Annotated in this window: 20 protein-coding genes and 2 pseudogenes; 14 read left to right on the top strand and 8 right to left on the bottom strand. The window is 42.1% G+C overall.

From position 1 onward, the window contains the following. A pseudogene (locus tag L650_RS0104790) lies at positions 1-891 on the top strand (bifunctional glutamine synthetase adenylyltransferase/deadenyltransferase); the annotation flags it as partial. Positions 892-954: 63 nt separating this feature from the next. Here the strand turns inward: L650_RS0104790 and L650_RS0104785 are convergent. The 3 genes from L650_RS0104785 to tolC all read right to left on the bottom strand — a co-directional run bounded on the left by L650_RS0104785 (position 955) and on the right by tolC (position 3,948). Next, positions 955-1,527, bottom strand: a complete 573-nt coding sequence (locus L650_RS0104785; RefSeq protein ID WP_029772382.1) for a toxin co-regulated pilus biosynthesis Q family protein — start codon at positions 1,525-1,527, stop codon at positions 955-957. A gap of 38 nt (positions 1,528-1,565) precedes the next feature. Then, positions 1,566-2,495: an LpxL/LpxP family Kdo(2)-lipid IV(A) lauroyl/palmitoleoyl acyltransferase gene (lpxL, locus tag L650_RS0104780; protein ID WP_029772381.1), complete on the bottom strand. Its 930-nt coding sequence runs from the start codon at positions 2,493-2,495 to the stop codon at positions 1,566-1,568. Positions 2,496-2,592: 97 nt separating this feature from the next. Further along, positions 2,593-3,948 carry an outer membrane channel protein TolC gene (gene tolC / locus L650_RS0104775; protein WP_029772380.1) on the bottom strand — a complete coding sequence of 452 codons (1,356 nt, stop codon included), beginning with the start codon at positions 3,946-3,948 and terminating at the stop codon, positions 2,593-2,595. 150 nt (positions 3,949-4,098) lie between these two features. On the opposite strand from tolC, the gene L650_RS0104770 reads away from it, so the two are divergent. From L650_RS0104770 to L650_RS0104725, 10 genes are all read left to right on the top strand, one after another. Next, positions 4,099-4,725 (top strand): NUDIX domain-containing protein, encoded by a 627-nt coding sequence (locus L650_RS0104770; protein WP_004587962.1) that lies wholly within the window; start codon positions 4,099-4,101, stop codon positions 4,723-4,725. A gap of 26 nt (positions 4,726-4,751) precedes the next feature. Next, complete coding sequence (locus tag L650_RS0104765) at positions 4,752-5,210, top strand: DUF1249 domain-containing protein (RefSeq protein WP_024031550.1); 459 nt, start codon at positions 4,752-4,754, stop codon at positions 5,208-5,210. Then, complete coding sequence (locus tag L650_RS0104760; RefSeq protein ID WP_029772379.1) at positions 5,197-5,982, top strand: metallophosphoesterase; 786 nt, start codon at positions 5,197-5,199, stop codon at positions 5,980-5,982. The genes L650_RS0104765 and L650_RS0104760 overlap by 14 nt, the downstream gene beginning before the upstream one ends. Then, on the top strand, positions 5,967-6,536 hold the full coding sequence (locus tag L650_RS0104755; RefSeq protein WP_004587965.1) for a YqiA/YcfP family alpha/beta fold hydrolase: 570 nt from the start codon (positions 5,967-5,969) through the stop codon (positions 6,534-6,536). Before L650_RS0104760 ends, L650_RS0104755 begins: the two co-directional genes overlap by 16 nt. A 26-nt stretch (positions 6,537-6,562) precedes the next feature. Continuing rightward, positions 6,563-8,452: a DNA topoisomerase IV subunit B gene (gene parE, locus L650_RS0104750; RefSeq protein WP_029772378.1), complete on the top strand. Its 1,890-nt coding sequence runs from the start codon at positions 6,563-6,565 to the stop codon at positions 8,450-8,452. A gap of 30 nt (positions 8,453-8,482) precedes the next feature. Next, the gene (locus L650_RS0104745) at positions 8,483-9,577 is read left to right on the top strand and encodes a PQQ-dependent sugar dehydrogenase (protein ID WP_024031553.1); all 1,095 of its coding nucleotides are present in this window, start codon (positions 8,483-8,485) and stop codon (positions 9,575-9,577) included. A gap of 10 nt (positions 9,578-9,587) precedes the next feature. Then, complete coding sequence (gene parC / locus L650_RS0104740) at positions 9,588-11,882, top strand: DNA topoisomerase IV subunit A (protein WP_024031554.1); 2,295 nt, start codon at positions 9,588-9,590, stop codon at positions 11,880-11,882. A gap of 169 nt (positions 11,883-12,051) precedes the next feature. Beyond that, positions 12,052-12,765 (top strand): 1-acylglycerol-3-phosphate O-acyltransferase, encoded by a 714-nt coding sequence (locus L650_RS0104735; protein WP_029772377.1) that lies wholly within the window; start codon positions 12,052-12,054, stop codon positions 12,763-12,765. Continuing rightward, positions 12,765-13,100, top strand: coding sequence for a ribonuclease E inhibitor RraB (rraB, locus tag L650_RS0104730; protein WP_029772376.1), 336 nt, complete (start codon positions 12,765-12,767; stop codon positions 13,098-13,100). Before L650_RS0104735 ends, rraB begins: the two co-directional genes overlap by 1 nt. A gap of 682 nt (positions 13,101-13,782) precedes the next feature. After that, complete coding sequence (locus L650_RS0104725; RefSeq protein ID WP_029772375.1) at positions 13,783-14,958, top strand: polysaccharide lyase family 7 protein; 1,176 nt, start codon at positions 13,783-13,785, stop codon at positions 14,956-14,958. Positions 14,959-15,012: 54 nt separating this feature from the next. On the opposite strand, the gene L650_RS0104720 is transcribed toward L650_RS0104725, so the two are convergent. Next, on the bottom strand, positions 15,013-15,984 hold the full coding sequence (locus L650_RS0104720; protein ID WP_029772374.1) for a zinc transporter ZntB: 972 nt from the start codon (positions 15,982-15,984) through the stop codon (positions 15,013-15,015). Between the two features lie 278 nt (positions 15,985-16,262). On the opposite strand from L650_RS0104720, the gene L650_RS0104715 reads away from it, so the two are divergent. From L650_RS0104715 to L650_RS0104705, 3 genes are read left to right on the top strand one after another with little or no spacing between them, the layout of a single operon-like run. Next, on the top strand, positions 16,263-16,691 hold the full coding sequence (locus L650_RS0104715; protein ID WP_029772373.1) for an ATP-dependent zinc protease: 429 nt from the start codon (positions 16,263-16,265) through the stop codon (positions 16,689-16,691). Between the two features lie 10 nt (positions 16,692-16,701). Next, positions 16,702-17,607, top strand: a complete 906-nt coding sequence (gene rimK, locus L650_RS0104710) for a 30S ribosomal protein S6--L-glutamate ligase (RefSeq protein WP_004587974.1) — start codon at positions 16,702-16,704, stop codon at positions 17,605-17,607. Beyond that, complete coding sequence (locus L650_RS0104705) at positions 17,594-18,652, top strand: succinylglutamate desuccinylase/aspartoacylase family protein (RefSeq protein ID WP_024031557.1); 1,059 nt, start codon at positions 17,594-17,596, stop codon at positions 18,650-18,652. Before rimK ends, L650_RS0104705 begins: the two co-directional genes overlap by 14 nt. A gap of 74 nt (positions 18,653-18,726) precedes the next feature. Here L650_RS0104705 and L650_RS0104700 read toward each other — a convergent pair whose 3' ends face one another. The 4 genes and pseudogenes from L650_RS0104700 to L650_RS0104685 form a co-directional block, all read right to left on the bottom strand. Then, positions 18,727-19,299 carry a mechanosensitive ion channel domain-containing protein gene (locus tag L650_RS0104700; protein WP_029772372.1) on the bottom strand — a complete coding sequence of 191 codons (573 nt, stop codon included), beginning with the start codon at positions 19,297-19,299 and terminating at the stop codon, positions 18,727-18,729. A gap of 70 nt (positions 19,300-19,369) precedes the next feature. Further along, entirely contained in the window at positions 19,370-21,079 is a 1,710-nt protein-coding gene (locus tag L650_RS0104695) for a POTRA domain-containing protein (protein ID WP_029772371.1), read from the bottom strand. A 146-nt stretch (positions 21,080-21,225) separates the two neighbouring features. Then, positions 21,226-21,510, bottom strand: coding sequence for a DUF3630 family protein (locus L650_RS0104690; protein WP_029772370.1), 285 nt, complete (start codon positions 21,508-21,510; stop codon positions 21,226-21,228). Positions 21,511-21,517: 7 nt separating this feature from the next. Further along, a pseudogene (locus L650_RS0104685) lies at positions 21,518-22,591 on the bottom strand (RecQ family ATP-dependent DNA helicase); the annotation flags it as partial.

Genomic DNA, 22,591 nt, shown 5'->3' with positions numbered 1-22,591 from the left:
GAGGCTGTGGTAGACCAAGCCGTTAATATAGCGTGGTATAACACGGTTAAGCGCTTTGGCATGCCACCAAATACAGATGATGAGCACAAAGGCTTTGCCGTTATTGCGTACGGTAAAACGGGCGGCTTTGAAGTAGGCTACGACTCCGACCTAGACCTTGTGTTTGTGCATAATCATGACGGTAATAGCAGCACCAATGGCGATAAATCGATTACCTCACGACAGTTTTATTTAAAACTTGCACAGCGCTTAATGCATTTATTTAATACCCGTACCGCCTCGGGCATATTGTATGAGCTTGATACACGCCTGCGCCCTGAAGGCGCCTCTGGTTTATTAGCTATTAACTTAGAGAGCTTTAATCATTATCAGCAAACCCAAGCATGGACTTGGGAGCACCAAGCGCTTGTGCGCGCCCGCGTTATATTAGGCCAAGATGAGCTAAGAGCGCGCTTTGCACAAATTCGTAAAGAGATATTATGTGCCCCACGCGATGTAGATACACTCAAACAGGATGTGCTTAAAATGCGCGAAAAAATGCGCACGCACTTAGCTAAGGGAAACTCTGAGCAATTTGATTTAAAACAAGATGTAGGCGCCATGACCGACATTGAATTTATAACTCAATACCTAGTGCTCAAAAACGCAAATCAGTTTAGCCAGCTAACGGTGTTTTCCGATAATGTAAGAATACTCACAGACGCTGCCGCGATTGGTTGTATCACTGAAACTCAAAAGCAGCAGTTAATTCAGGCTTATATTGATTATCGCTCACGTTACCACGTTTTAAGCCTAAATCAGCAAGGTCGCTTAGTGTCGCGTAAGGAGTATCAAACCGATATAGAAAGTGTAACGGCATGCTGGAATGCAATATTTGAACTAGAAACATAAACACTAAAAACCCAAGCACAGGCTTGGGTTTTTATTATGTATGGGGTTGGTTTATTTACGCTGCTAAGTATTAAGCTTTAAACAATTGCTGCGCACAAATTCAGAAGGTAATTCAGTGATCACCGCTGCGCGCTGTCTGAAGCAAAAAAAAGTATAAACTTCATTTTCAAAGTCATCATTAATTGCACTACCAACTTGATAAAGCGCTGAGGTAAAACTGCTATCAACCCTAAAATGATCTTTTACAACGTAGTCTTTACTCAAATACCAATATAATTGAATACCTTCGCTTTTAGCGTATTGGTTAAGTACGTCTTTTAACGTTGAGCCGTTTTCAAAGCGTCTTGGTGCACTTGTTCCTGTCCAGCTAGCCGGCATCGGGTCAACGGCTCTGCCGCGCTCTGCTAAAACACGATCAAGTGTTTGCTCGGGCTTTTTAAGTTGTAGTACAAACTTATCGCGCTCCCTATCGGATTTAACTTGGTTACGGATAGACGAATAAAAGCGAGAAAGCCCCTCGGCAGCTGCGTTTTTACTCTCTTTTATGTCAAACAATGGACCCGTACCAACTAACACATAGGTAGCTAGTAAGATTAATGCAACTGCTAGTATTAAATGCTTAACCCAAAACCACATAACTCATGCTCATTTATTATCATTATTTATTTATACCACTACTTTTTATAAAAAGAAGGGGTATTTTTATCAGGGCGTGTTTTAAAACGGCGGTGCAGCCACATGTATTGCTCAGGCGCAGCGTTAATTGATTGCTCAACGCGCTGATTTACACGTGTTACATCTGCTTTATCATCGCCGCTTGGGAAATTTTTAAGCTCAGGTACTATTTCTAAATGGTATTTACCGTGCTCATCACGACGACTAATTAGGCTCATGGTTTCGCAGTGTTTACTTGCTGCAAAAAGTAATGTGCCTGTAGTGGTGGCTGTATCTGGTACTGCGTAAAAAGGCACAAATTCACAGCGGTTACGGCCGTAGTCTTGGTCGGGTAGGTAATAACACACCTTTTTATTTTTTAGTGACTTTAACAAGCCTTTTACGTCTTTTCGTCCAATTAAATACTCGTTAGAACGAAGACGGCCATTGGTTGTAAAGTATTCCATGAGTGCATTGTTGTGTGGGCGGTAAAACCCCAGCCCTTGGCATTTAGTGCCCATAACACGACTCGCCATTTCTAAATGCAAAATATGCGGCACCAATAGCAGTACGCCTTTACCTTGAGCCTGCACACGCTCAAAGTGCTCTAATCCTTTAATAGAGCCATACGCTTTTTTAACGCGCCACTGCGGCCACCACCAAGCCATGCCAGTTTCAACCATGGCAATTCCGGTGTTTTCCATATTTTTTAGCACAAGCTGTTGTTGCTCAGCTTCGCTCATATCAGGAAAACACAGCTTTATATTAACCTCGGCAATATGGCGACGACGTTTCATAAATTTATGTACTAAGCGCCCCAATAACTTACCTAAGCTGAGCTGAATTTTTTGTGGCAACCACGAAATCAAATACAAAAAGAAAACGCCAATCCACGTTAACCAATAACGAGGGCCTAAAAACGAGGCTTTAAAAGGAGATGAGGTGACCACAAAATACTCTCTAAAATAAAAACGCTAGTTTAACGCTTAGTGTTATAAAATACAAAAAGCCAGCAATGGCTGGCTTTAAACGTTACTTTTTAACTTATTAGGCTTTTTTTAAGCCTTGGTTAATACCCAGTAAATCGGCACTTGTTAGTGTACCTGCAGCTTGCTTTAAGCGAAGCGTAGATAACACGTAACGATAGCGTACATCAGCTAGGTTTCGCTTAGCATCATACAAGTTTTGCGTGCTTACAAGCACATCAACAATAGTACGCGTGCCTACTTCAAAACCAGCTTCTGTTGCTTTAAGCGCACTTTGCGCTGATACCACAGCTTGCTCCAGAGCTTTGTAAGTCGCGATGTCTGATACAACCTGGTTGTATGAGGTAATAACGGTACGCGTTACGGCGCGGTAATTTGTTTCGTAATCTTGGCTGGCTGAAACATAAAACGCACGGGCTTGTTTAGTTGCAGCTACGGTTGCGCCGCCTGTGTACAGAGGAACACTTAAATTAACGGCAACCGATGTTGAGTCGGCACGTGGTTGGTCGTTAAAGCTTAAACCATTTATATTTTGGTCAGTTAAAGAATCACCGTAGCTGGCATCAAGTGTTAGCTTTGGGTAGTGGCCAGCTTTAGCAAGCGTGATCTGATCTTTAGCAATATCAACCGTGACTTTAGCCACTTGTAAGCTGATATTATTGTTCTCAGCTACTTTTACAAAGTCAGTCGATTTTTTAACCGGTTTTACTGTTGAAAATGTTTCTGTGTTTAAAAAATCAAGTTTTGCGTGGTACTTACCGGTTATTTCACGCAGTTGCTCGCGTGCGGTTTCAACGGCATTACTGGCAATAATTTCTTGTGCTACTGAGTTATCGTATTGTGCTTGCGCTTCGTGAACATCTGTAATCGCTGTAAGGCCAACTGCGTAGCGCTGTTTGGTTTGCTCTAACTGGCGTTCAATGGCACGCTTTTCGGCTTGCACAAATTCAAGGTTATCAATGGCGCTTAATACGTTAAAATAGCCTTCAGCAACGCGCACAATTAAGTTTTGTTTTGCGTTATCGTATTGCGCATTGGCTTGCAGCGCTTGTTTTTCGGCAATATCGAGTGTATTCCATGCGCCTAAGTCGAATAAGGTTTGGCTTAAACTAACACCACGCGTGAATTGGTCGGTATCGCTGTTTATTTTAACTTGGTCAGCTAAATCACCGACGCTTTGAAAAGAGGTGGAATCGCTTTTTTCATAGCCCATGCTTACGCCAATTTGGGGCAGTAATGCGCTCATTGCTAAATCGCTCTCGTAAGATTGCGCATCTGCTTGGGCTTTTGCTTTTAAAACAGTGGGATCGTTAGCAGTAGCAATTTCAAAAACTTGCATTAAATCTTCAGCACTTGCTGTGGTTGTGCCTAATGCGCACGACAAACTAACGAGCGCTGCAAGGATGTTCTTTTTCATGTTAGGTTCAGTCCTTAGACAAATTTTGTACTAAAAGCATGGTAACGTGTTTTGCTTAATAACTAAAAAAGAAATTAGTAAAACTGTATGTTCAAATGTAACAGAATATATTAACAAACTTTAATCGTTTAAATAAGCGGGATGTATAATATGGCAGATAAAAGCTTGGTTCAATTTACACATAAGGATGTGAGCTTAAAAGCAGTTAAAAGTCTGTATAATGGCTTTTTTAAGGTGGATATGTATGAGTTTGAGCATAGCCTGTTTAATGGTGGTACATCGCAACTTATAAAGCGCGAAATACTAGAGCGGGGCGATGCAATCGCTGTTCTACCTTATGATGTAACTACGCAAAGTGTACTTTTAATAGAGCAAATACGTATTGGCGCTATTAACAGCAAACACTCGCCCTGGCTGCTAGAATGTATTGCCGGTATGACCGATGGCAGTACCGATTACGAAGGGGTGGTAAAAAAAGAAGCCTATGAAGAGGCTGGACTTGAGCTTACTGATCTCGAATTTATGCTCTCTTACCTTTCAAGTCCGGGTGGTACCACTGAGCGCTTACATTTATACCTAGCACGGGCAGATTTAAGCCAAGTACAAAGTGGTGTATATGGCCTTGAAAGCGAAGGTGAAGACATTAAAACCCATATTTTAAGCCTTGATGATGCGCTTTCGCGCCTCAATAACGGTGAAATAGATAACGCGGCAACGGTAATCTGTTTACAGTGGTTGGCGTTAAATCGTGAAAAAATAAGCAGTAAGTGGACATAATTTTAACTTTTTAATACGGCGGTACTTTGACAGCACTTTTAGCAACCCAACGATATATTCAGAGCCTCCCAAAGTACATGACGCTTTGCGAGCATAATTACGTACGTCTTTCAAAACTATTACCTAAAGAGCGCAGCGCTAATAGTGTGCGTAAAGTTAAATTAGGTCATAGTGAATTTGCCATTATCATTGACGATAGTGCTAAGTACACACTGGATATTTCTATCAAACAGCTAACAGGGATGGTTAAAGGCGTTTCTCCTTTGTATTTAACAGTCAGGCTTTATCAAGATGCAAAAGTGGCTGAAATTATTCACCACGATTATCATCAACGGATAAAGCCATCTTATGGTTATCCAAATCCTAAAATGCACCAAAAAGATGAAAAGTATCAACTTAATGCATTTTTATATGACTGGTTAGTAGCCTGTGTAGAGCATGGCCGAGCAGTACTAAACTGGGATATAAACAATGGCTTGGTTTGATGAGCATTATCACTTTAACCGCTCATCGCTGCGTGTTGCGCATATAACCGATAGCCATTTATTTGCCGACCCTAACGCAGAGTACTTTAACGTAAACACCGCCGCACATTTTGCACAAGCATTAGCGCACATGGCCACGCAGTCATTAGATGCGGTTATATTTGGTGGTGATTTAACACAAGATCATAGTTTTGAATCTTATTTATTATTTGCTGAGCTTATTAATAACGCTGATTTTACCTGCCCAGTATTTTGGGTACCAGGCAATCATGATGAGATTGCCATGCTTAATCGCATCAGTGGTGGGCAAATAGTGTCACCTAAACGCATTATCGCACAAGGATTTGAGCTGCTACTTATAAACTCAAAAGGCCCTACACCTGCAGGGTGGGTGTCTAGCGAGCACTTAAATGAAATCGCGGATTGTTTAGCAAGTTCGCAATCGCAGCATGTGGTGTTTTGTCATCACAACCCGCTTGCTATTAATGGCTATCTTGATAAACACATGCTTGAAAACGGCCCGCAATTATTAAACGTGTTAGTTAATAGTGCTAATGTAGCGGCGTTGCTGCACGGTCATGTGCATAATCACTATACGCAAACTTTTAGAGAGCTGAGTATTTATGCAACGCCCGCCAGTTCGGTGCAATTTACAAAAAATTGCCCGCAATGGCAGCAAGAAAACCACGGCCCCGCTTATCGAATGTTGCATTTAACTACACAGGACAATGCTTTAACAGTTAAAACGGATGTTGTATGGTTAAACGCGTAATTTATATTCATGGCTTTAATAGTTCTGAAAAATCATATAAAGCTGTGCGCTTTGGCGAGCTTATGGCAAACTATGACGTTGACTATTGCGTACCGCGTTTAAATCACGAGCCCTTACAAGCTATTTTACAGCTTGAGCATTTATTAACGCCAGATACCGCGTTACTTGGGAGCTCACTAGGTGGGTTTTATGCCACCTACTTGTCGCAGCGTTATAACCTGCGAGCAGCATTAATAAACCCAGCAGTAGCACCGTTTAACTTATTAGCGCCGCTTATTGGCCACAATTATAATCCGTATCAAGATTATCATTATGAGTTAAATACCAGCCACATGGATGCTTTAAAAGCATTGTATGTGCCTAAATTAACATCCCCCGAATTGCTCTATTTGTTGCAGCAAACGGGAGATGAAGTGTTAAATTATCAACACGCAGTAAATTATTTTTCACAATGCAAACAGTTAGTTGAGTTTGGTGGCGATCACAGCTTTGTTGGTTTTGAACGCACCTTAGATAGTATTGTAGAGTTTCTTAAATTACCTAAAACAAATTAGCCTAAGCGCATATAAAGATAAAAATTATGAGTCAGCAAAATTATAACGCCGAAGCCATTGAGGTTCTCAATGGATTAGAGCCGGTAAAACGCCGCCCTGGTATGTATACCGACACGGTACGTCCAAACCATTTAGGCCAAGAGGTTATCGATAACAGTGTCGATGAAGCCATGGCGGGCCATGCCACTAAAATTGATGTGGTCTTACACGAAGATAACTCTCTTGAAGTTATAGACGATGGCCGTGGTATGCCTATAGATATTCACCCTGAGGAAGGTATTCCTGGGGTGGAGCTGATTTTTACCAAGCTGCATGCAGGTGGTAAATTCTCTAACAAAAACTATCAGTTTTCGGGCGGTTTACACGGGGTAGGTATTTCGGTTGTAAATGCGTTATCGCACCGTGTTGAAGTAACGGTAAGGCGCGACGCTCAACAATTTAGAATGGCCTTTGAAAACGGCGATAAAGTTGAAGACTTAAATGTCATTGGCACTGTTGGTAAGCGCAACACCGGTACAACCGTTCGATTTTGGCCCGATGCGAGTTACTTTGACTCAGCTAACTTTTCAATTACTAAATTAAACCACCTATTAAAAGCTAAAGCGGTTTTATGCCCAGGCTTGCGCATTAAGTTTGTTAATAAGCAAACTAAAGAAACGCAAGAATGGTTTTACGAAACAGGCTTAAAGGATTACTTAATTGAAGCTGTTAAAGGCTTTGAAGTACTGCCAAAAGACCCATTTGTAGGCGAGTTTTCAAGCTCGATTGAAGGGGCTGATTGGGCTGTTGTATGGCAACCTGAAGGCGGCGAGTCGATTGCTGAGAGCTATGTAAACCTTATTCCTACCGCACAAGGTGGTACTCACGTAAATGGTTTGCGCCAAGGCTTACTTGAAGCAATGCGCGAATTTTGTGAATTTAGAAACTTATTACCGCGTGGCGTAAAGCTTACCCCAGATGATATTTGGGAGCGCTGTAGCTATGTGTTATCGGTAAAAATGCAAGACCCACAATTTGCCGGCCAAACCAAAGAAAAGCTTTCTTCTCGCTCATGTGCAGCGTTTGTATCGGGTGTGGTTAAAGACTCATTTAGCTTATGGTTAAACGAGCACACAGACACTGCAGAATTGCTTGCTGAACTGTGTATTTCAAATGCACAGCGCCGGTTGCGAGCGGCTAAAAAAGTAGTGCGTAAACGCGTTACCTCAGGCCCTGCGTTACCCGGTAAACTAACCGACTGTAGTGCCGCCGATAACGACCGTACCGAACTATTTTTGGTAGAGGGTGACTCAGCAGGTGGCTCGGCTAAGCAGGCACGCGATCGTGAGTTTCAGGCAATAATGCCACTGCGCGGTAAAATTTTGAATACGTGGGAAGTTGAATCAGGGCAAATATTAGCCTCGCAAGAGGTGCATGATATTTCGGTGGCGCTGGGTATTGACCCAGACTCAACTGATTTAACCGGCCTGCGTTATAATAAAATTTGTATATTGGCCGATGCTGACTCGGATGGACTACACATTGCCACCTTATTGTGTGCTTTGTTTGTGCGCCATTTTCCGCAACTGGTTAAAACAGGGCATGTATACGTAGCTATGCCACCGCTGTTTAGAATCGACATTGGTAAAGAGGTGTATTACGCCCTCGATGAAGATGAAAAAACAGGTATTTTGGCCCGCATAGAAGCAGAGAAAAAACGCGGTAAAGTAAACGTGCAACGATTTAAAGGGCTGGGCGAAATGAACCCGCTGCAGCTGCGCGAAACGACAATGGACCCAAACACTCGCCGCTTAGTGCAACTTACGCTAGATGAAGAAGAGCAAACATTAGAAATGATGGATATGCTACTTGCTAAAAAGCGCTCGTCAGACAGACGCCAGTGGCTAGAAGATCACGGTAATAAAGCACAGGTATAATAAGCTTGTGTTTAACACTTGGAGAGGCAAATGAATAAAATACTAGGAAGTTTATTATTGCTTGGCTTAACAACAGCCCCAGCAATGGCAAAAGACATACTAGACAAACTCACCGTAGCACCTGGGTTTGAGGTAAGCTTATTTGCTGATGATGTTGAAAATGCACGCCAAATAGCAGTATCAAAAAAAGGCATTGTTTACGCAGGTTCGCGCAAAGCAGGAAATGTGTATGCGTTAATCGATCATAACAGTGATGGCGTAGCAGATAAAAAAATGGTGATTGCTGAGGGGCTAAACATGCCCTCAGGTTTAGCAATTAAAGATGGCGACTTATACGTAGGTGAAGTACACCGTATTATTCGCTTTAAAAACGTAGACACGCAGTTAAAAGACCCTAAATTTGACGTAGTTTACAACGCGTTGCCATCGGATCGTCACCACGGGTGGAAGTTTTTACGCTTTGCACCCACCGGAGAGCTTATTATTCCGGTTGGTGTTCCGTGTAATATATGCGCCGAAGATGAGCGTTACGGGCGTATTTTTGCACTTGATGTAGAAACCAAACAAATTAAAACAATAGCCCAAGGGGTACGTAACTCAGTGGGGTTTGACTTTCATCCAAGCACGCAAGCATTATGGTTTAGTGATAATGGCCGTGACATGATGGGTGATGATATTCCACCTGATGAAATTAACCGCGTAAGTAAAGAAAACGAGCACTTTGGTTTTCCTTACGTTCACGCCGGTGCCATTGCAGATCCTGAGTTTGGTAAAGGTAAAAACATTAGCGACTACAGCCCGCCAGCGCTTGCGCTAGGTGCTCACGTTGCGCCACTTGGCATTCATTTTTATACCGGTAAACAGTTCCCGGGCTCTTACAAAGAGCAGCTATTTGTTGCTGAACATGGCTCGTGGAATCGTACTAAAAAATCAGGTTATAAAGTGGCTGTAGCCAATGTAGAGCAAGGGCGTATTACTAAATACACGCCATTTATTACCGGCTTTATGCATAACGAAACAACCTTTGGACGCCCAGTTGCATTTGCACAATTAAATGACGGCAGTCTGCTAATAAGCGACGATTACGCAAACGTGATCTACCGCGTAAGCTATAAGAAAAACTAGGTAAGCTTTAATGAGTGATACAGATACCTTGCTAATGCAAGGAATTGAACAACAAACAATGGGGCGTTTTACCGAAGACGCCTACTTAAATTACTCTATGTACGTAATTATGGACCGTGCATTACCGCATGTTGGTGATGGTTTAAAACCGGTTCAACGTCGTATTATTTATGCTATGAGTGAGCTGGGTTTATCGGCCGCTGCTAAATATAAAAAATCGGCTCGTACGGTAGGTGATGTATTAGGTAAATACCACCCGCATGGCGACAGTGCCTGTTACGAGGCTATGGTATTAATGGCACAGCCGTTTTCTTACCGTTACCCATTAGTCGATGGGCAAGGTAACTGGGGGGCAGCAGATGACCCTAAATCGTTTGCGGCAATGCGTTATACCGAAGCACGCTTATCAAAGTTCTCTGAGGTATTACTTAAAGAACTAGGCCAAGGCACCGTTGATTGGACGCCAAACTTTGACGGCACCATGGACGAGCCATTAGTGTTACCGGCGCGCTTACCGCATATTTTGTTAAATGGCGTAACGGGTATTGCTGTAGGTATGGCAACCGATATTCCACCACATAATGTGCGTGAAGTAGCCAGTGCCTGTTGTTTATTACTTGATAAGCCTAAAACCGAGCTTGATGAGTTACTTGAGCTTGTACACGCACCTGATTATCCAACCGACGCTGAAATAATTACTCCAAAAGCCGATATTCATAAAATATACAAAACCGGCCGAGGCTCAATTAAAATGCGCGCGGTGTATACTGAAGAACATGGCGATATTGTTATTACTGCGCTACCGCATCAGTGTTCAGGGGCTAAAGTGCTTGAGCAAATAGCAGCGCAAATGAATGCTAAAAAGCTGCCAATGGTCGCTGATTTACGAGATGAGTCTGATCACGAAAATCCAACCCGTATTGTGATTGTACCGCGTTCAAACCGCATTAAAGCTGAGCCGTTAATGGCGCACTTATTTGCCACCACCGACCTTGAAAAAAACTACCGTGTAAACTTAAACATGCTAGGCCTTGATGGCCGCCCGCAAGTAAAAGACCTACGCAGTATTTTATCTGAGTGGCTAACGTTTAGACGCGAAACAGTACGCAGGCGCTTACAGCACCGTTTAGATAAAGTACTGGCACGATTGCATATTTTAGAAGGTTTACTTGCTGCCTTTTTAAATATTGATGAAGTAATTGAAATTATTCGCACAGAAGATAAACCAAAACCTGTGTTGATGGAGCGCTTTGATTTAACCGATACTCAAGCCGAAGCCATTTTAGAGTTAAAACTTCGTCATTTAGCAAAACTAGAAGAATTTAAAATACGTGGCGAGCAAGATGAACTGGCTAAAGAGCGTGACAAGTTAGAGCTAACGCTTGGCTCAGACCGTCGTATGTCAACGCTTCTTAAAAAAGAAATTCAAGAAGCGGCCGACATGTATGGCGACGATCGCCGCTCACCTGTTATTGAGCGCGTAGAAGCTAAAGCACTGAGTGAAAAAGATTTAATTCCTTCAGAGTCGGTAACAGTCGTGCTTTCTGATAAAGGCTGGGCACGTGTTGGTAAAGGCCATGACATTGATGTAGAAGGGCTTAATTACCGTGCTGGCGATGAATACAAAGCCTCCGCTAAGGGTAAGAGTAATCAGCCTGCGGTATTTTTAGACTCAGCAGGGCGTGCATTTGCAACCGATGCGCACAGCTTGCCATCAGCACGTAGCCAAGGCGAGCCGATGACTGGGCGCTTTAACCTCACCACTGGGGCTAATTTTGAGCACGTGGTAATGGGTGAAGATAATCAAGTGCTACTTATGGCCTCTGACGCGGGTTATGGCTTTATTACTGACTTTAAAGATTTAGTAAGTAAAAATAAAAACGGTAAAGCCTTGGTGAGCGTGCCTAAGGGCGGAATTTTACTCTCACCCATCAGAGTAAACGATGTAGCAACCGATTACTGCATGGCCATTTCGAACGAAGGGCGCATGCTGTTATTCCCACTGCGCGACTTACCAAAACTGGGTAAAGGTAAAGGTAATAAAATTATCTCTATTCCAGGGGCTAAAGTGCAAGCACGTGAAGAGTTTGTCAAAGTGCTGGCGGTGGTACCACAAGGCAGTAGCGTTACCCTTCATGCTGGTAAACGAAAGCTAACGCTTAAACCGAGCGACTTGGAACATTATCATGGCGAGCGCGGGCGTAGAGGTAATAAGTTACCGCGAGGCTTACAGCGTGTTGATGAAGCAGTGGTGGAGTTTACGCCGGCAGATGAGCAAAGTGATGACACATTAGTCGAAGAATAAACCCGAAATATACACCTCTAACGGCCTGCTTTTGCAGGCCGTTTTTGTTTATGCTGTATTTTTCAGCTTACAGCTGTTCGCTATTGTCTCGTGATCGTCATAAAATCACGTTATAATAGTGAAATATGCGTGGCTTATAGCGCATTGCACACACATTTTGGAGAGAAGTTTGTTAGCTGTTATACGTGTTTTAATTATGGTGCTGTTTATATTTTTCAGCTGCGTGTTTGGGTTGTTATTGTCGATTGTGAGACCGTTTCACCCTAATAATGTGCATGTGATAGCCGGCTGGTTTGGCTCAATGGCTAAAATGTTAGGGGTTAAACTTGTCCTTAAACGCCACCCTGATGCGCTCAATATTGGCCCTGCGGTTTACCTATCAAACCATCAAAACAATTACGATTTATTTACTGTATCGGCTATGGTGCCTGAAAACTGCGTTAGCTTAGGCAAAAAAAGCTTAAAGTGGATCCCATTTTTTGGACAACTTTACTGGTTGTCGGGCAACATATTGATCGATAGAGCTAATCGCTCAAAAGCGGCAGGTACAATTTCAAAAGCCGCTGAAAAAATTAAACAAAAAGGCCTATCTATTTGGGTATTTCCCGAAGGCACAAGAAGCTATGGCCGCGGTTTACTGCCATTTAAAACCGGTGCATTTCACACCGCTTTAAGCGCAGATGTACCCATAGTACCGGTATGTATGAGCACAACTGATAAAACTATTAAGCTAAACCGCTGGGATAATGGTACAATTTACATTGAAATGTTAGCGCCTATATCACTTGATAAAAAAGTGAGTGCCCGTGAACAGGCCACCCAAGTGCATAGTATTATGGCTGCTAAAATAACTGAATTAGATGCTCAAGCGAGAGATAAATAATGGAAAACTGGCGTGAAATAAGTGAAGACATCGTAAGTTCACTACTTGAAGATGGCTCTGATCCTGAAATACTTTATGAAGTTGAGCATCATTTTGTATGCGAAGATTTTAGCAAATTAGAGCAAGCGGCACTGGCTGCCTTTAAATTAGGCTACGATGTTGAAGAACCGGCAGAGCTTGAGCTAGAAGATGGCAGCAAAATTTGGAGCTTTGATATTGTAGTCGAAGCTGAGCTAGACGTTGAAGTTATAATGGAAGACGTTGATAAACTTGCAGCGCTAGCTGTTGAGTGTGGCGTTGAATACGACGGTTGGGGCACTTACTTTCAAGAGTAAGGCGTTAGCTAGTTGATAAAGGCGAGCATTTATATATGCTCGCTTTTTTTGTGCACAGAGTAAATATGACTCTTTAAACCGCAGCCTATTTTCAGATATTAATTCATTTTTAGTGTAATGGCGCATTAATACCCCCCTTTATTTTGCCTTATTTAACGGCAAAAATTTAATACTTTTCGTGTTACCAATTTCATTTTTGTTATAACCAATTATTATCTTTCATATAAAAAACTTAATTCTCCTTAATTTATTCATTAAAAGTTAAGCTTGTTCATATTCCTATTGGTAATAGAGCTTGTTTCGACGTACTACTTATTCATTAAACTGAAAAAATATTTTTATTTATTGCTAACCTGTCCCTAATATATAACCTGTTGAATAGTTATAACTATTTACAAGTTGTAAATGCAATATTTAATAAAACTAATACTTATTTGCTATTACATCCTCTGTTGACATATTGGTAACAAAAAATATAGCCTTTAGCTCGCCATATGGCATTAATATTGGTAAGGCCAATTCAAGGGTTTTAGATTGATTTTTGTAACCCGAGTGTTCTTGCCAAATCTATTCATACACAAAAATAGAAACCTGTTTACACAGGGTGATCTAAGTTTTAGTGACTGACACAAAACTAGGTAGTTAGGTTATTTTTATATTCAGGTTTAAAGGAATAAAGATAATGATTAACCATAAAAAACTGTTTTTTTACAGCGCAATTGCGACAAGTTCAGCGCTATCTCATGCTGCAACAATTAATAATGCAGGCTTTGAAAGTGGCTTTAGTAATTGGAACGAAACCGACCCAGCCGCTATTTCTTCAGATGCTTACAGTGGCTCAAAATCGTTAAAAATTCAGGGCAGTCCAGCACGGGTTTATCAAGTGGTAGATATACAGCCTAACACTGAATACACCCTAAGTGCTTATGTGCTGGGTAAAGGGCAAATTGGTTTAAACGATTTAAATGGTTTATTTAAAAACCAAACCTTTAATGTTTCTTCGTGGACTAAAGTAACAAAAACATTTACCTCAGCAAACACCAATTCACTTCAGGTTTTTGCTAAACATTACAACAACACCAGCGATGTAAGGTTTGATAATTTTGCCTTGGTTGAGGGCAGCGGCAGTAATGATGGTGGCTCAGATGGCGGCAGCGATAACTCAAATGGTTCAACAATTCCTAGCAGCATAACCAGTGGTAGCATTTTTGATTTAGAAGGGGATAACCCAAATCCTCTCGTTGACGATAGCACCTTAGTGTTTGTGCCGTTAGAGGCACAACATATTACGCCTAATGGTAATGGCTGGCGTCATGAGTATAAAGTTAAAGAAAGTTTACGCGTTGCTATGACTCAAACCTATGAAGTGTTCGAAGCTACGGTAAAAGTTGAGATGTCTGATGGCGGAAAAACAATTATATCGCAGCACCATGCTAGCGATACCGGCACTATATCTAAAGTGTATGTGTCGGATACTGATGAATCGGGCTTTAATGATAGCGTAGCGAACAACGGAATTTTTGATGTGTACGTACGTTTACGTAATACCAGCGGTAATGAAGAAAAATTTGCTTTGGGTACAATGACCAGCGGTGAGACATTTAACTTGCGGGTAGTTAATAACTACGGCGATGTAGAGGTTACGGCATTCGGTAACTCGTTCGGTATACCAGTAGAGGATGATTCGCAGTCATACTTTAAGTTTGGTAACTACCTGCAATCGCAAGACCCATACACATTAGATAAATGTGGTGAGGCCGGAAACTCTAACTCGTTTAAAAACTGTTTTGAGGATTTAGGCATTACAGAGTCAAAAGTGACGATGACCAATGTGAGTTATACGCGCGAAACTAATTAATTAGTGACTTATTATGGCCACTCAATTGAGTGGCCATAATAAAAAAACTTTATTTTATAACCATTTTTTATTTTTAAAGTACACGCCAATACCGCCAGTAAGCACAATTAAAAAAATCACAAATGCACTAAATGCATAAGGGTTTTCGGTGCCAGGTATGCCACCTACATTTACCCCTAAAAGGCCCGTTAAAAAGCCCAGTGGTAAAAAAAGTGCAGCCACAACCGACATTACATACATGCGTTGATTTAATTGCTCAGACACCTGGTTAGTAATGGTTTGCTGAATAATTTGCGCACGCTCTATGGCGCTATCTAGCTCTTCTAAATAACGAATAAGTAAGTTAGTGGTTTCGTTTAGCTTTGCTTTATCTTCATCTAAAAGCCAGGGGTAATGGTTATTTACCATTAAACTTAACGCTTCCTTTTGCGGTTTTAAGTAACGCTTTAAGGCAATAGTTTGACGGCGCAGTTGAGATAAACCTTGGTTATCAAACTTTTTACTTGGCTCGTCTATTTCTTCTTCAAATTCATCCAGGGTTTCATCAAGCGTATCAATGACACTTTGCATGCGCGATGTCAGTTTTTGCGTAATAGAGCCGACCAACTCTGATATTGAGCATGGGCCGTGGCCAGCATTAAGCTCTGCTAATATATCTTGAATCGAAAGTAAGCGACGTTTGCGCGTTGTGATAACCACAGATTCGCTAATAAATAAACGAATTGACACCATGTCCTCAGGGCTTTGCGCTGGGTTTAAATTTACACCACGCAAAAACAGCATATGGCCATTGGTACTAGGTGTTAAGCGAGGGCGAGTTTCATCAGCAATAAGCGAATCAAGCTCAAAGTCGGTAAGGTGAGCCTGGCTTTTAAGCCACGTTACTGCCTCACTTTGGCTGTAGTCCATATGTATCCACAGTTTACCTTGGCTAGGGTGCCAGTTATTTAAATCGCGGGTGTTTTCTATGGCGTGCGCGCCGCCTTTTTCATCAAGCACCAGTGCATGCAGTAAACCATTAATCATATTTTAAACTCATATAATAGTGTATTTTTAATACAGTTAACTATAGTGTATCTGCATAGTGCTTTACAAACTTACCTTAACTTTTAATAAGTTAGCGTTAAGGTAAAACCTATATGCAGGCTTTAATTGCTAAATAAGGCACTAAACAGCAAGGCGCGCATTGTGTGATTAGTTCCTATAAAAGATCAATTTAATTTACTCATCGACTAGATAAATTTATTTCGCTGGTGTTTTTTGCGCCGTAGCGTATAAGTCACTTTTTTATTAAGGGCACATTTATGACAGCAAAGTTAACTGTTGGTTGGCGTGAGTGGTTAAGTTTACCCGAGCTTGGCATCGAAAAGATAAAAGCAAAAGTTGATACTGGCGCCCGCACTTCATGTATTCATGCAATAAACATTGAAGAGTACGAAGAAGGCGAAGAAAAGTGGGTAAAATTTATAGTCCAACCATTGCAAGATGACGAACACACTCAGGTTGCGTGCACTGCAAAGGTTAAAAAAATTAAGGCGGTAACCAGCTCAAGTGGACAAAAAGAGTTACGCTACTTTATAGAAACAACATTGCATGCAGGGCAGCACAGCTGGCCAATAGAAGTTACTTTAACGAGTAGAGCAACAATGAAGTTTAGAATGTTATTAGGGCGTACAGCCATGGAAAATCGTATAGTCGTTGATCCGGCTTTATCTCATTTATTAGATAGTTAAGGTTTTAACTATGAAAATTGGTATTTTATCTCGCAACAGAAATTTATATTCAACGCGTCGCTTAATTGAAGCGGCAGAGGCACGCGGTCACGAGGTAAAGGTGATTGATGCGCTTCGTTGCTATATGAATATAAACTCAGAGCAGCCAGAAATTCACTACCGTGGTGAAAATTTAAAAGATTTTGATGCCATTGTTCCGCGTATTGGTGCATCGGTGACGTTTTATGGTTGCTCTGTTTTACGTCAGTTCGAAATGATGGGGGTTTATCCTGTTAACGAATCGGTGGCTATTTCTCGTTCGCGCGATAAATTACGCTCACTTCAGCTGTTATCACGTAAAGGGGTAGGCATGCCGGTAACCGGTTTTGCCAGCAAACCAGATGACGTTAAAGATTTACTAGAAATGGTAGGCGGTGCTCCGGTTGTTATTAAATTACTTGAAGGCACACAAGGCATTGGTGTTGTACTTGCTGAAACACGTAAAGCGGCTGAAAGTGTTATTGAAGCGTTTATGGGTTTAAAAGCCAATATTATGGTTCAAGAATACATTAAAGAAGCCGGCGGAGCCGACATTCGTTGTTTTGTACTTGGCGATAAAGTAATAGCGGCCATGAAGCGCCAAGCGCAAGAAGGCGAGTTTCGCTCAAACCTTCACCGTGGTGGTAGCGCTACATTGGTACGCATTACCCCAGAAGAGCGTAAAACCGCCGTTGCTGCAGCAAAAGCAATGGGCTTAAATGTAGCGGGCGTTGATTTACTTCGCTCATCTCGTGGGCCGTTGGTAATGGAAGTAAACTCTTCTCCAGGCCTTGAAGGGATTGAAGTGGCAACAGGTAAAGATATTGCCGGTATGGTGATTGATTTCATCGAAAAAAATGCTGCTATCAAAGGAACCGCAACCCGTGGCAAAGGTTAAAATTAATCGTCCTTTTACCTTATTAGGTGAAAGTGTTGGCGTGGGCGAGCGTAAAACCCTTGCCTTAGAGGCTGCTAAACTTTACACCCATTCACCGCTCAATATTCCTATTGAAGTGGTTAATGGTGTAATGGAAGGCCCAGTGCTGATGGTGTGTGCCGCTATTCATGGTGATGAGCTAAATGGTGTAGAAGTTGTTCGCCAGCTGCTCTCTAAAATAGATGCAAGCCAACTGCGCGGAACCATAATTGCTGTGCCGATTGTTAATGTGTTTGGCTTTATTCATAAATCACGTTATTTACCCGATAGACGTGATATGAACCGCAGCTTTCCGGGCTCTGAGCGTGGATCGCTAGCGGGGCGTATGGCACATATGTTTTTTAATCAGGTGGCAGTACATTGTACCCACATTATTGATTTACATACGGGGGCTATTCACCGAACTAACTTACCGCAAATACGCGCTAACTTAGATGATGAAGCAACCGCTGATATGGCCAAAGCATTCGGCACACCAGCGGTCATAAATGCATCCCTTCGTAATGGCTCATTACGTAGTGAAGCCGCTAATTTAGGTATACCGGTTATTACTTACGAAGCCGGTGAAGCCTTACGCTTTGACCCTATTGCCATTGCAGCAGGTGTGCAGGGTGTGGATTATGTGATGCGGCATTTAAAAATGATCCGCGGCAAACGTCCTAAAAAGCTGCCCGATCCTATTATTGCAGGGTCTACAAGTTGGATACGCGCTGAGGTAGATGGCATTGTACGTGCACAAGTATCGCTAGGTGAACACGTAGAAAAAGGCCAAGTGTTGGCGTACATAAGTAGCCCATTAGGTGATGCCGAACTTGAGCTTTTAGCGCCTAAAGGCGGTATTGTGATAGGCCAGCAAACTATGCCACTAGTAAACGAAGGGGATGCGGTATTCCACCTTGCTTACTTTGCAAATGATAACAGCTTAGTAGAGCAGCAATTAGAGCATTTTATTGACGAAATAAATGATTTAGATGAAGAGCTTAAAACAGCTGAGCTAAATAATTAGCATTATGTTAGCTAGAAAAAAGCCGCAGTGAGGTTTGCCTTACTGCGGCTTTTTTGCGGATATGACTTTTAAAACTATGTCTTTTTAGGGCCAATAATCCGTTTTATTACCGGTGCCTTTGTAGGCTTAGGTTCTTTATTTAATACCATAACCGGGCGTGTCACAAACAGGTTATTAGGGTAAACAACTCGGTGCCCATCCACATGCTCAAGTAGCACGTTCATTAAACCTAATTCGACAATGCGCCCTTCTATATGGTTTGCGCCATCAACAATACGCACCCAATTTCCCACATGAAAACCATTTTGAATAAACATGAGTAAAAAAGCGGTAAGGTTACTAAGCAGCGACCAAGCGGCAAATAAAGCGACTCCGAGCATAGCAAATAATGATGAGCCCAAAACTAATAGCCCGCGCAGCTCTATACCCCAAAATATAAGCACTAAGCACAGCACTACAAACGCGAGTATTATTTTTAATAACAGCTCCGCTCTAAATTTACGATGAACATCTACTTTTCCTTTTATGGCTTTTTCGAGCAACTTTTTAGTGACTTTTAATAAAAGAGGAAAAAGTAAAATGGCCATAAGGGTAACAATCAATTTATATTGCGTACCCATTAGCTCTAAAAGCGCAAACAATTCCAAAGTGTGATCCCGTACTGTTTTTAGGAAAATTTAAAGCGCTAGTGTAACGCTTTCGTTTATTGCTCGCTATTTAAAAGGTGTTTTTAACACTTACGAGCCACTGCACCGAATCAACATCGTCGTAGCTATCAAGCGGGGCGGCAATATCAAGGTGGATCATGGTGCCAGAGTTTGCTCTGCTAGGTGCTAAACGCAAACCCACCCCAACATTTTTTAAAACATGATCGTTCTCGCCGTTGTCTTCATCGTTAAACCAAGCGCGGCCAACATCAACAAAGCCCGCTGCACCTACTTTAAATAGCTGCAGTAAATCGTACTCCCAGTAATAGCGTTTTTCTAAGCTGACTAAAAAGCTTCGGTCGCCATGCTGGTAATCCATAGGATAGCCACGAAGGCCCGTTTCGCCGCCAAGTGTTAGCTGCTTATCGGCGGTTAGGTTTTTAGCATACTGGGCACGGGCTTTAACAAACCAAGATTGGTTTTCGCTGGTATTTAAGTAGTACTGCACTTCGCTGGTGGCTAAAAAGTTTTCTAGTTGTTTTTGCTCTTTATTCCAATAACCATCCACTTGAGCACTAAAACGCCACAGCGTTCTGTCGGTAGTAAAGTGCGCTTTTTTAGCTTTTAACGAATACACGGCTCTGCTGTCATCATTACTTAGTGATTCATCTGAGTAACCTAATAGGGCTTTAATATTCCACCCTAAATTTAAATCTTCGGTGCGCGAAATACTGTCAAAATTACGCACTTTTATATAACTGTCTTCAAACCAATGACCACTTACATAGGGGTAACTTAGTTGCCTGTTTTTGGCCAAGGGAGCAAAGGTTGTTTCTATTTCTGCAAAGCTGTCTTCTTGGTTTACATAGCCAAGCGTTAAGCGCTGTGTCCAGCTATCAGATAATGCTTTAGAGTGGCCTAAAAAAGCGCTAAAAAAATCGGTTGTTTGATCAAACTCACTGTATTCATCACCACGGCGATACAACGACTCTTCTCGCTGTTCAGAAAAGCTTTTAATACCATAGCTATAAGGTGTATCTATGGCGTAAAACGGATAGGTTAGCTCTAATAAGTGGCGTTTACCGTCACTGTTGTCGGCATACTCTAAGCGCCCGCGATACCGGCTAGATAATATATTAGGATCATCATAAACAAATAAATAACCATTACGATCGCTGTCGGTGGTGCGTGAAAACGATAAACGCTTGCCCCAACCCAGTAAATTGGATTCGCGAAAGCCAATACTCGATTTATTTTCGCCACCGCTGCGACTAAAGCTTATTTCGGGTAGTAAAGTCCATAAATCGCGAGTTACCACCGTTACATCTACGTTGCCGTCGCAGTTTTCAACCGCGCTTATTTGCGCATCATATAAATAGTTTTGTTGGCGTAATAAACGCTCTGACTCAGCGAGTTTTCTGGCATTGTAATTATCGCCTTGTTTAAATAACAAAATATTACTAATAACGTCTGGCTCGGTTTGAATATGCGCGCGGTTGGCAAAACGAAAAAGCGCGTTATTTTCCTCCTCCAGCTCGGTATTAAAAACGTTAAGTTGTTTAAGGGTAATTGAGGTTATTTGGGCGTCGCTGCGACTATTAATCAGTGTGGTTTTATCTTCAACCTCACGGCGTAAATTATTGCTTTTGTCTGAGTGAGTTTGCACAGCGGAGCAGGTGTTAGTTTTATTGGGTGGTTGTTGTGCAAAGGCCTTAGGCGCACTAAAGCTTACAAGGGCTAAGCTTATACAACAGTGTGCAATCCATTTTCTATTCACCATTCAACCTCTTCAATACTACTGCAAATATGAGTCGTAATATCAGCTTACATCATTGTTATTACAATGTAAGTAAAAGGTATGGATTTTGAAACTAATTAATTGTTACCGTTATGCACCTTTGTTAATTAGTGCATATGCAAGGCGTTTTAGCTTAAGTAAAAAGCAAGGGCTGCTAATAAATGCTCGGCTTCTTGGCCTTCGCCATTAATCCAAATACTTTCGCTGTAGTGTTCAAAATTTAAATTAAAGGTTTGCTGTTGATAGCTAAAGCGCAATTGATGACGGTCAGCACCCCCTGCGTAGTCAATAATTGTTATTTCATCTGCGTGTAAAAACAGCGTGCTCCACAGCTCAAAGTCTTCATCGTGTGGGGCTTCTACCGGGCTTATAACAATGCATTTATGGGCGTGATTGTATTCAATTTGGGTCATAGTTTACTTAATTGCTAGCAAGGTAATTACGAATGGCCGTTAAAAATTCGCCGCCATATTTATTGAGTTTGGTAAAGCCAACGCCCGATACCTTTAAAAATTCGCTGTCGTTGGTGGGCATTAATTGCGCCATTTCGGCTAAGGTTTTATCGTTAAATACAACGTACGGCGGTACATCGTCGGCATCAGCGAGTTCTTTACGCAGAGCCCGTAACCGGGCAAATAGTTTTTTGTCGTAGTTAAACTGCGCCAGTTTATCTTGGTATACGTGTTTAGCTTGTAAGCGCGGCTCGGCAAGCTGTAGAGCGTATTCACTTTTAAGCACTGCGCGTGCTGCTTCGGTTAAGCGCAGCGAGGCGCCTTGGGTAATATCTTGGCTTAACAAGCCTTGGTGTATAAGTTGGCGTAATATACTGAGCCAAAATTCACTGCTTTTGTCTTTGCCTATGCCATAGGTGCTGAGTTCGTGGTGGTTGTTGTCGCGTATGCGGCTGGTATTAGCCCCGCGTAATAATTCTACAATATAGCCTAAGCCAAAACGCTGCCCAGCTCGATACACACACGAAAGCGCTTGTTGCGCTACTAATGTGCCATCAAAGCTTTTTGGTGGGTTAATGCAAATATCACAGTTGCCACATTGCTCGCGTTTATACTCGCTAAAGTAGTTTAATAGTATTTGCCGGCGGCATGTTTGCGCCTCGGCAAAGCTGGCCATGGCATTAAAGCGTTGTTCTTCTACGCGGCGGCGTTGTTCATCGTCTATGTCTTCAAAAAAGCGCCTAACGCGGCCTATATCGGCGGGNTGGCTTCTGCGGCTAAGCCATCACGCCCAGCGCGGCCAGTTTCTTGATAGTAGGCTTCAATACTTTTTGGAATATCGTAATGCAGAACAAAACGCACATTTGGTTTATTTATGCCCATACCAAAGGCAACGGTCGCAACGACTATTTGAATGTCGTCACGGGCAAATCCGGTTTGCACAAATTGGCGTTGCTCGTTGCTCATGCCGGCATGGTACGCGGCGGCATTTAAACCTGCATCAGCGAGTTTTTCGGCAATGTCATCAACACGTTTACGGCTA

Source organism: Pseudoalteromonas sp. TB51 (assembly GCF_000498055.1).
GTDB lineage: Bacteria > Pseudomonadota > Gammaproteobacteria > Enterobacterales > Alteromonadaceae > Pseudoalteromonas > Pseudoalteromonas atlantica.
This window is presented reverse-complemented; position numbering and strand designations above follow the sequence as displayed.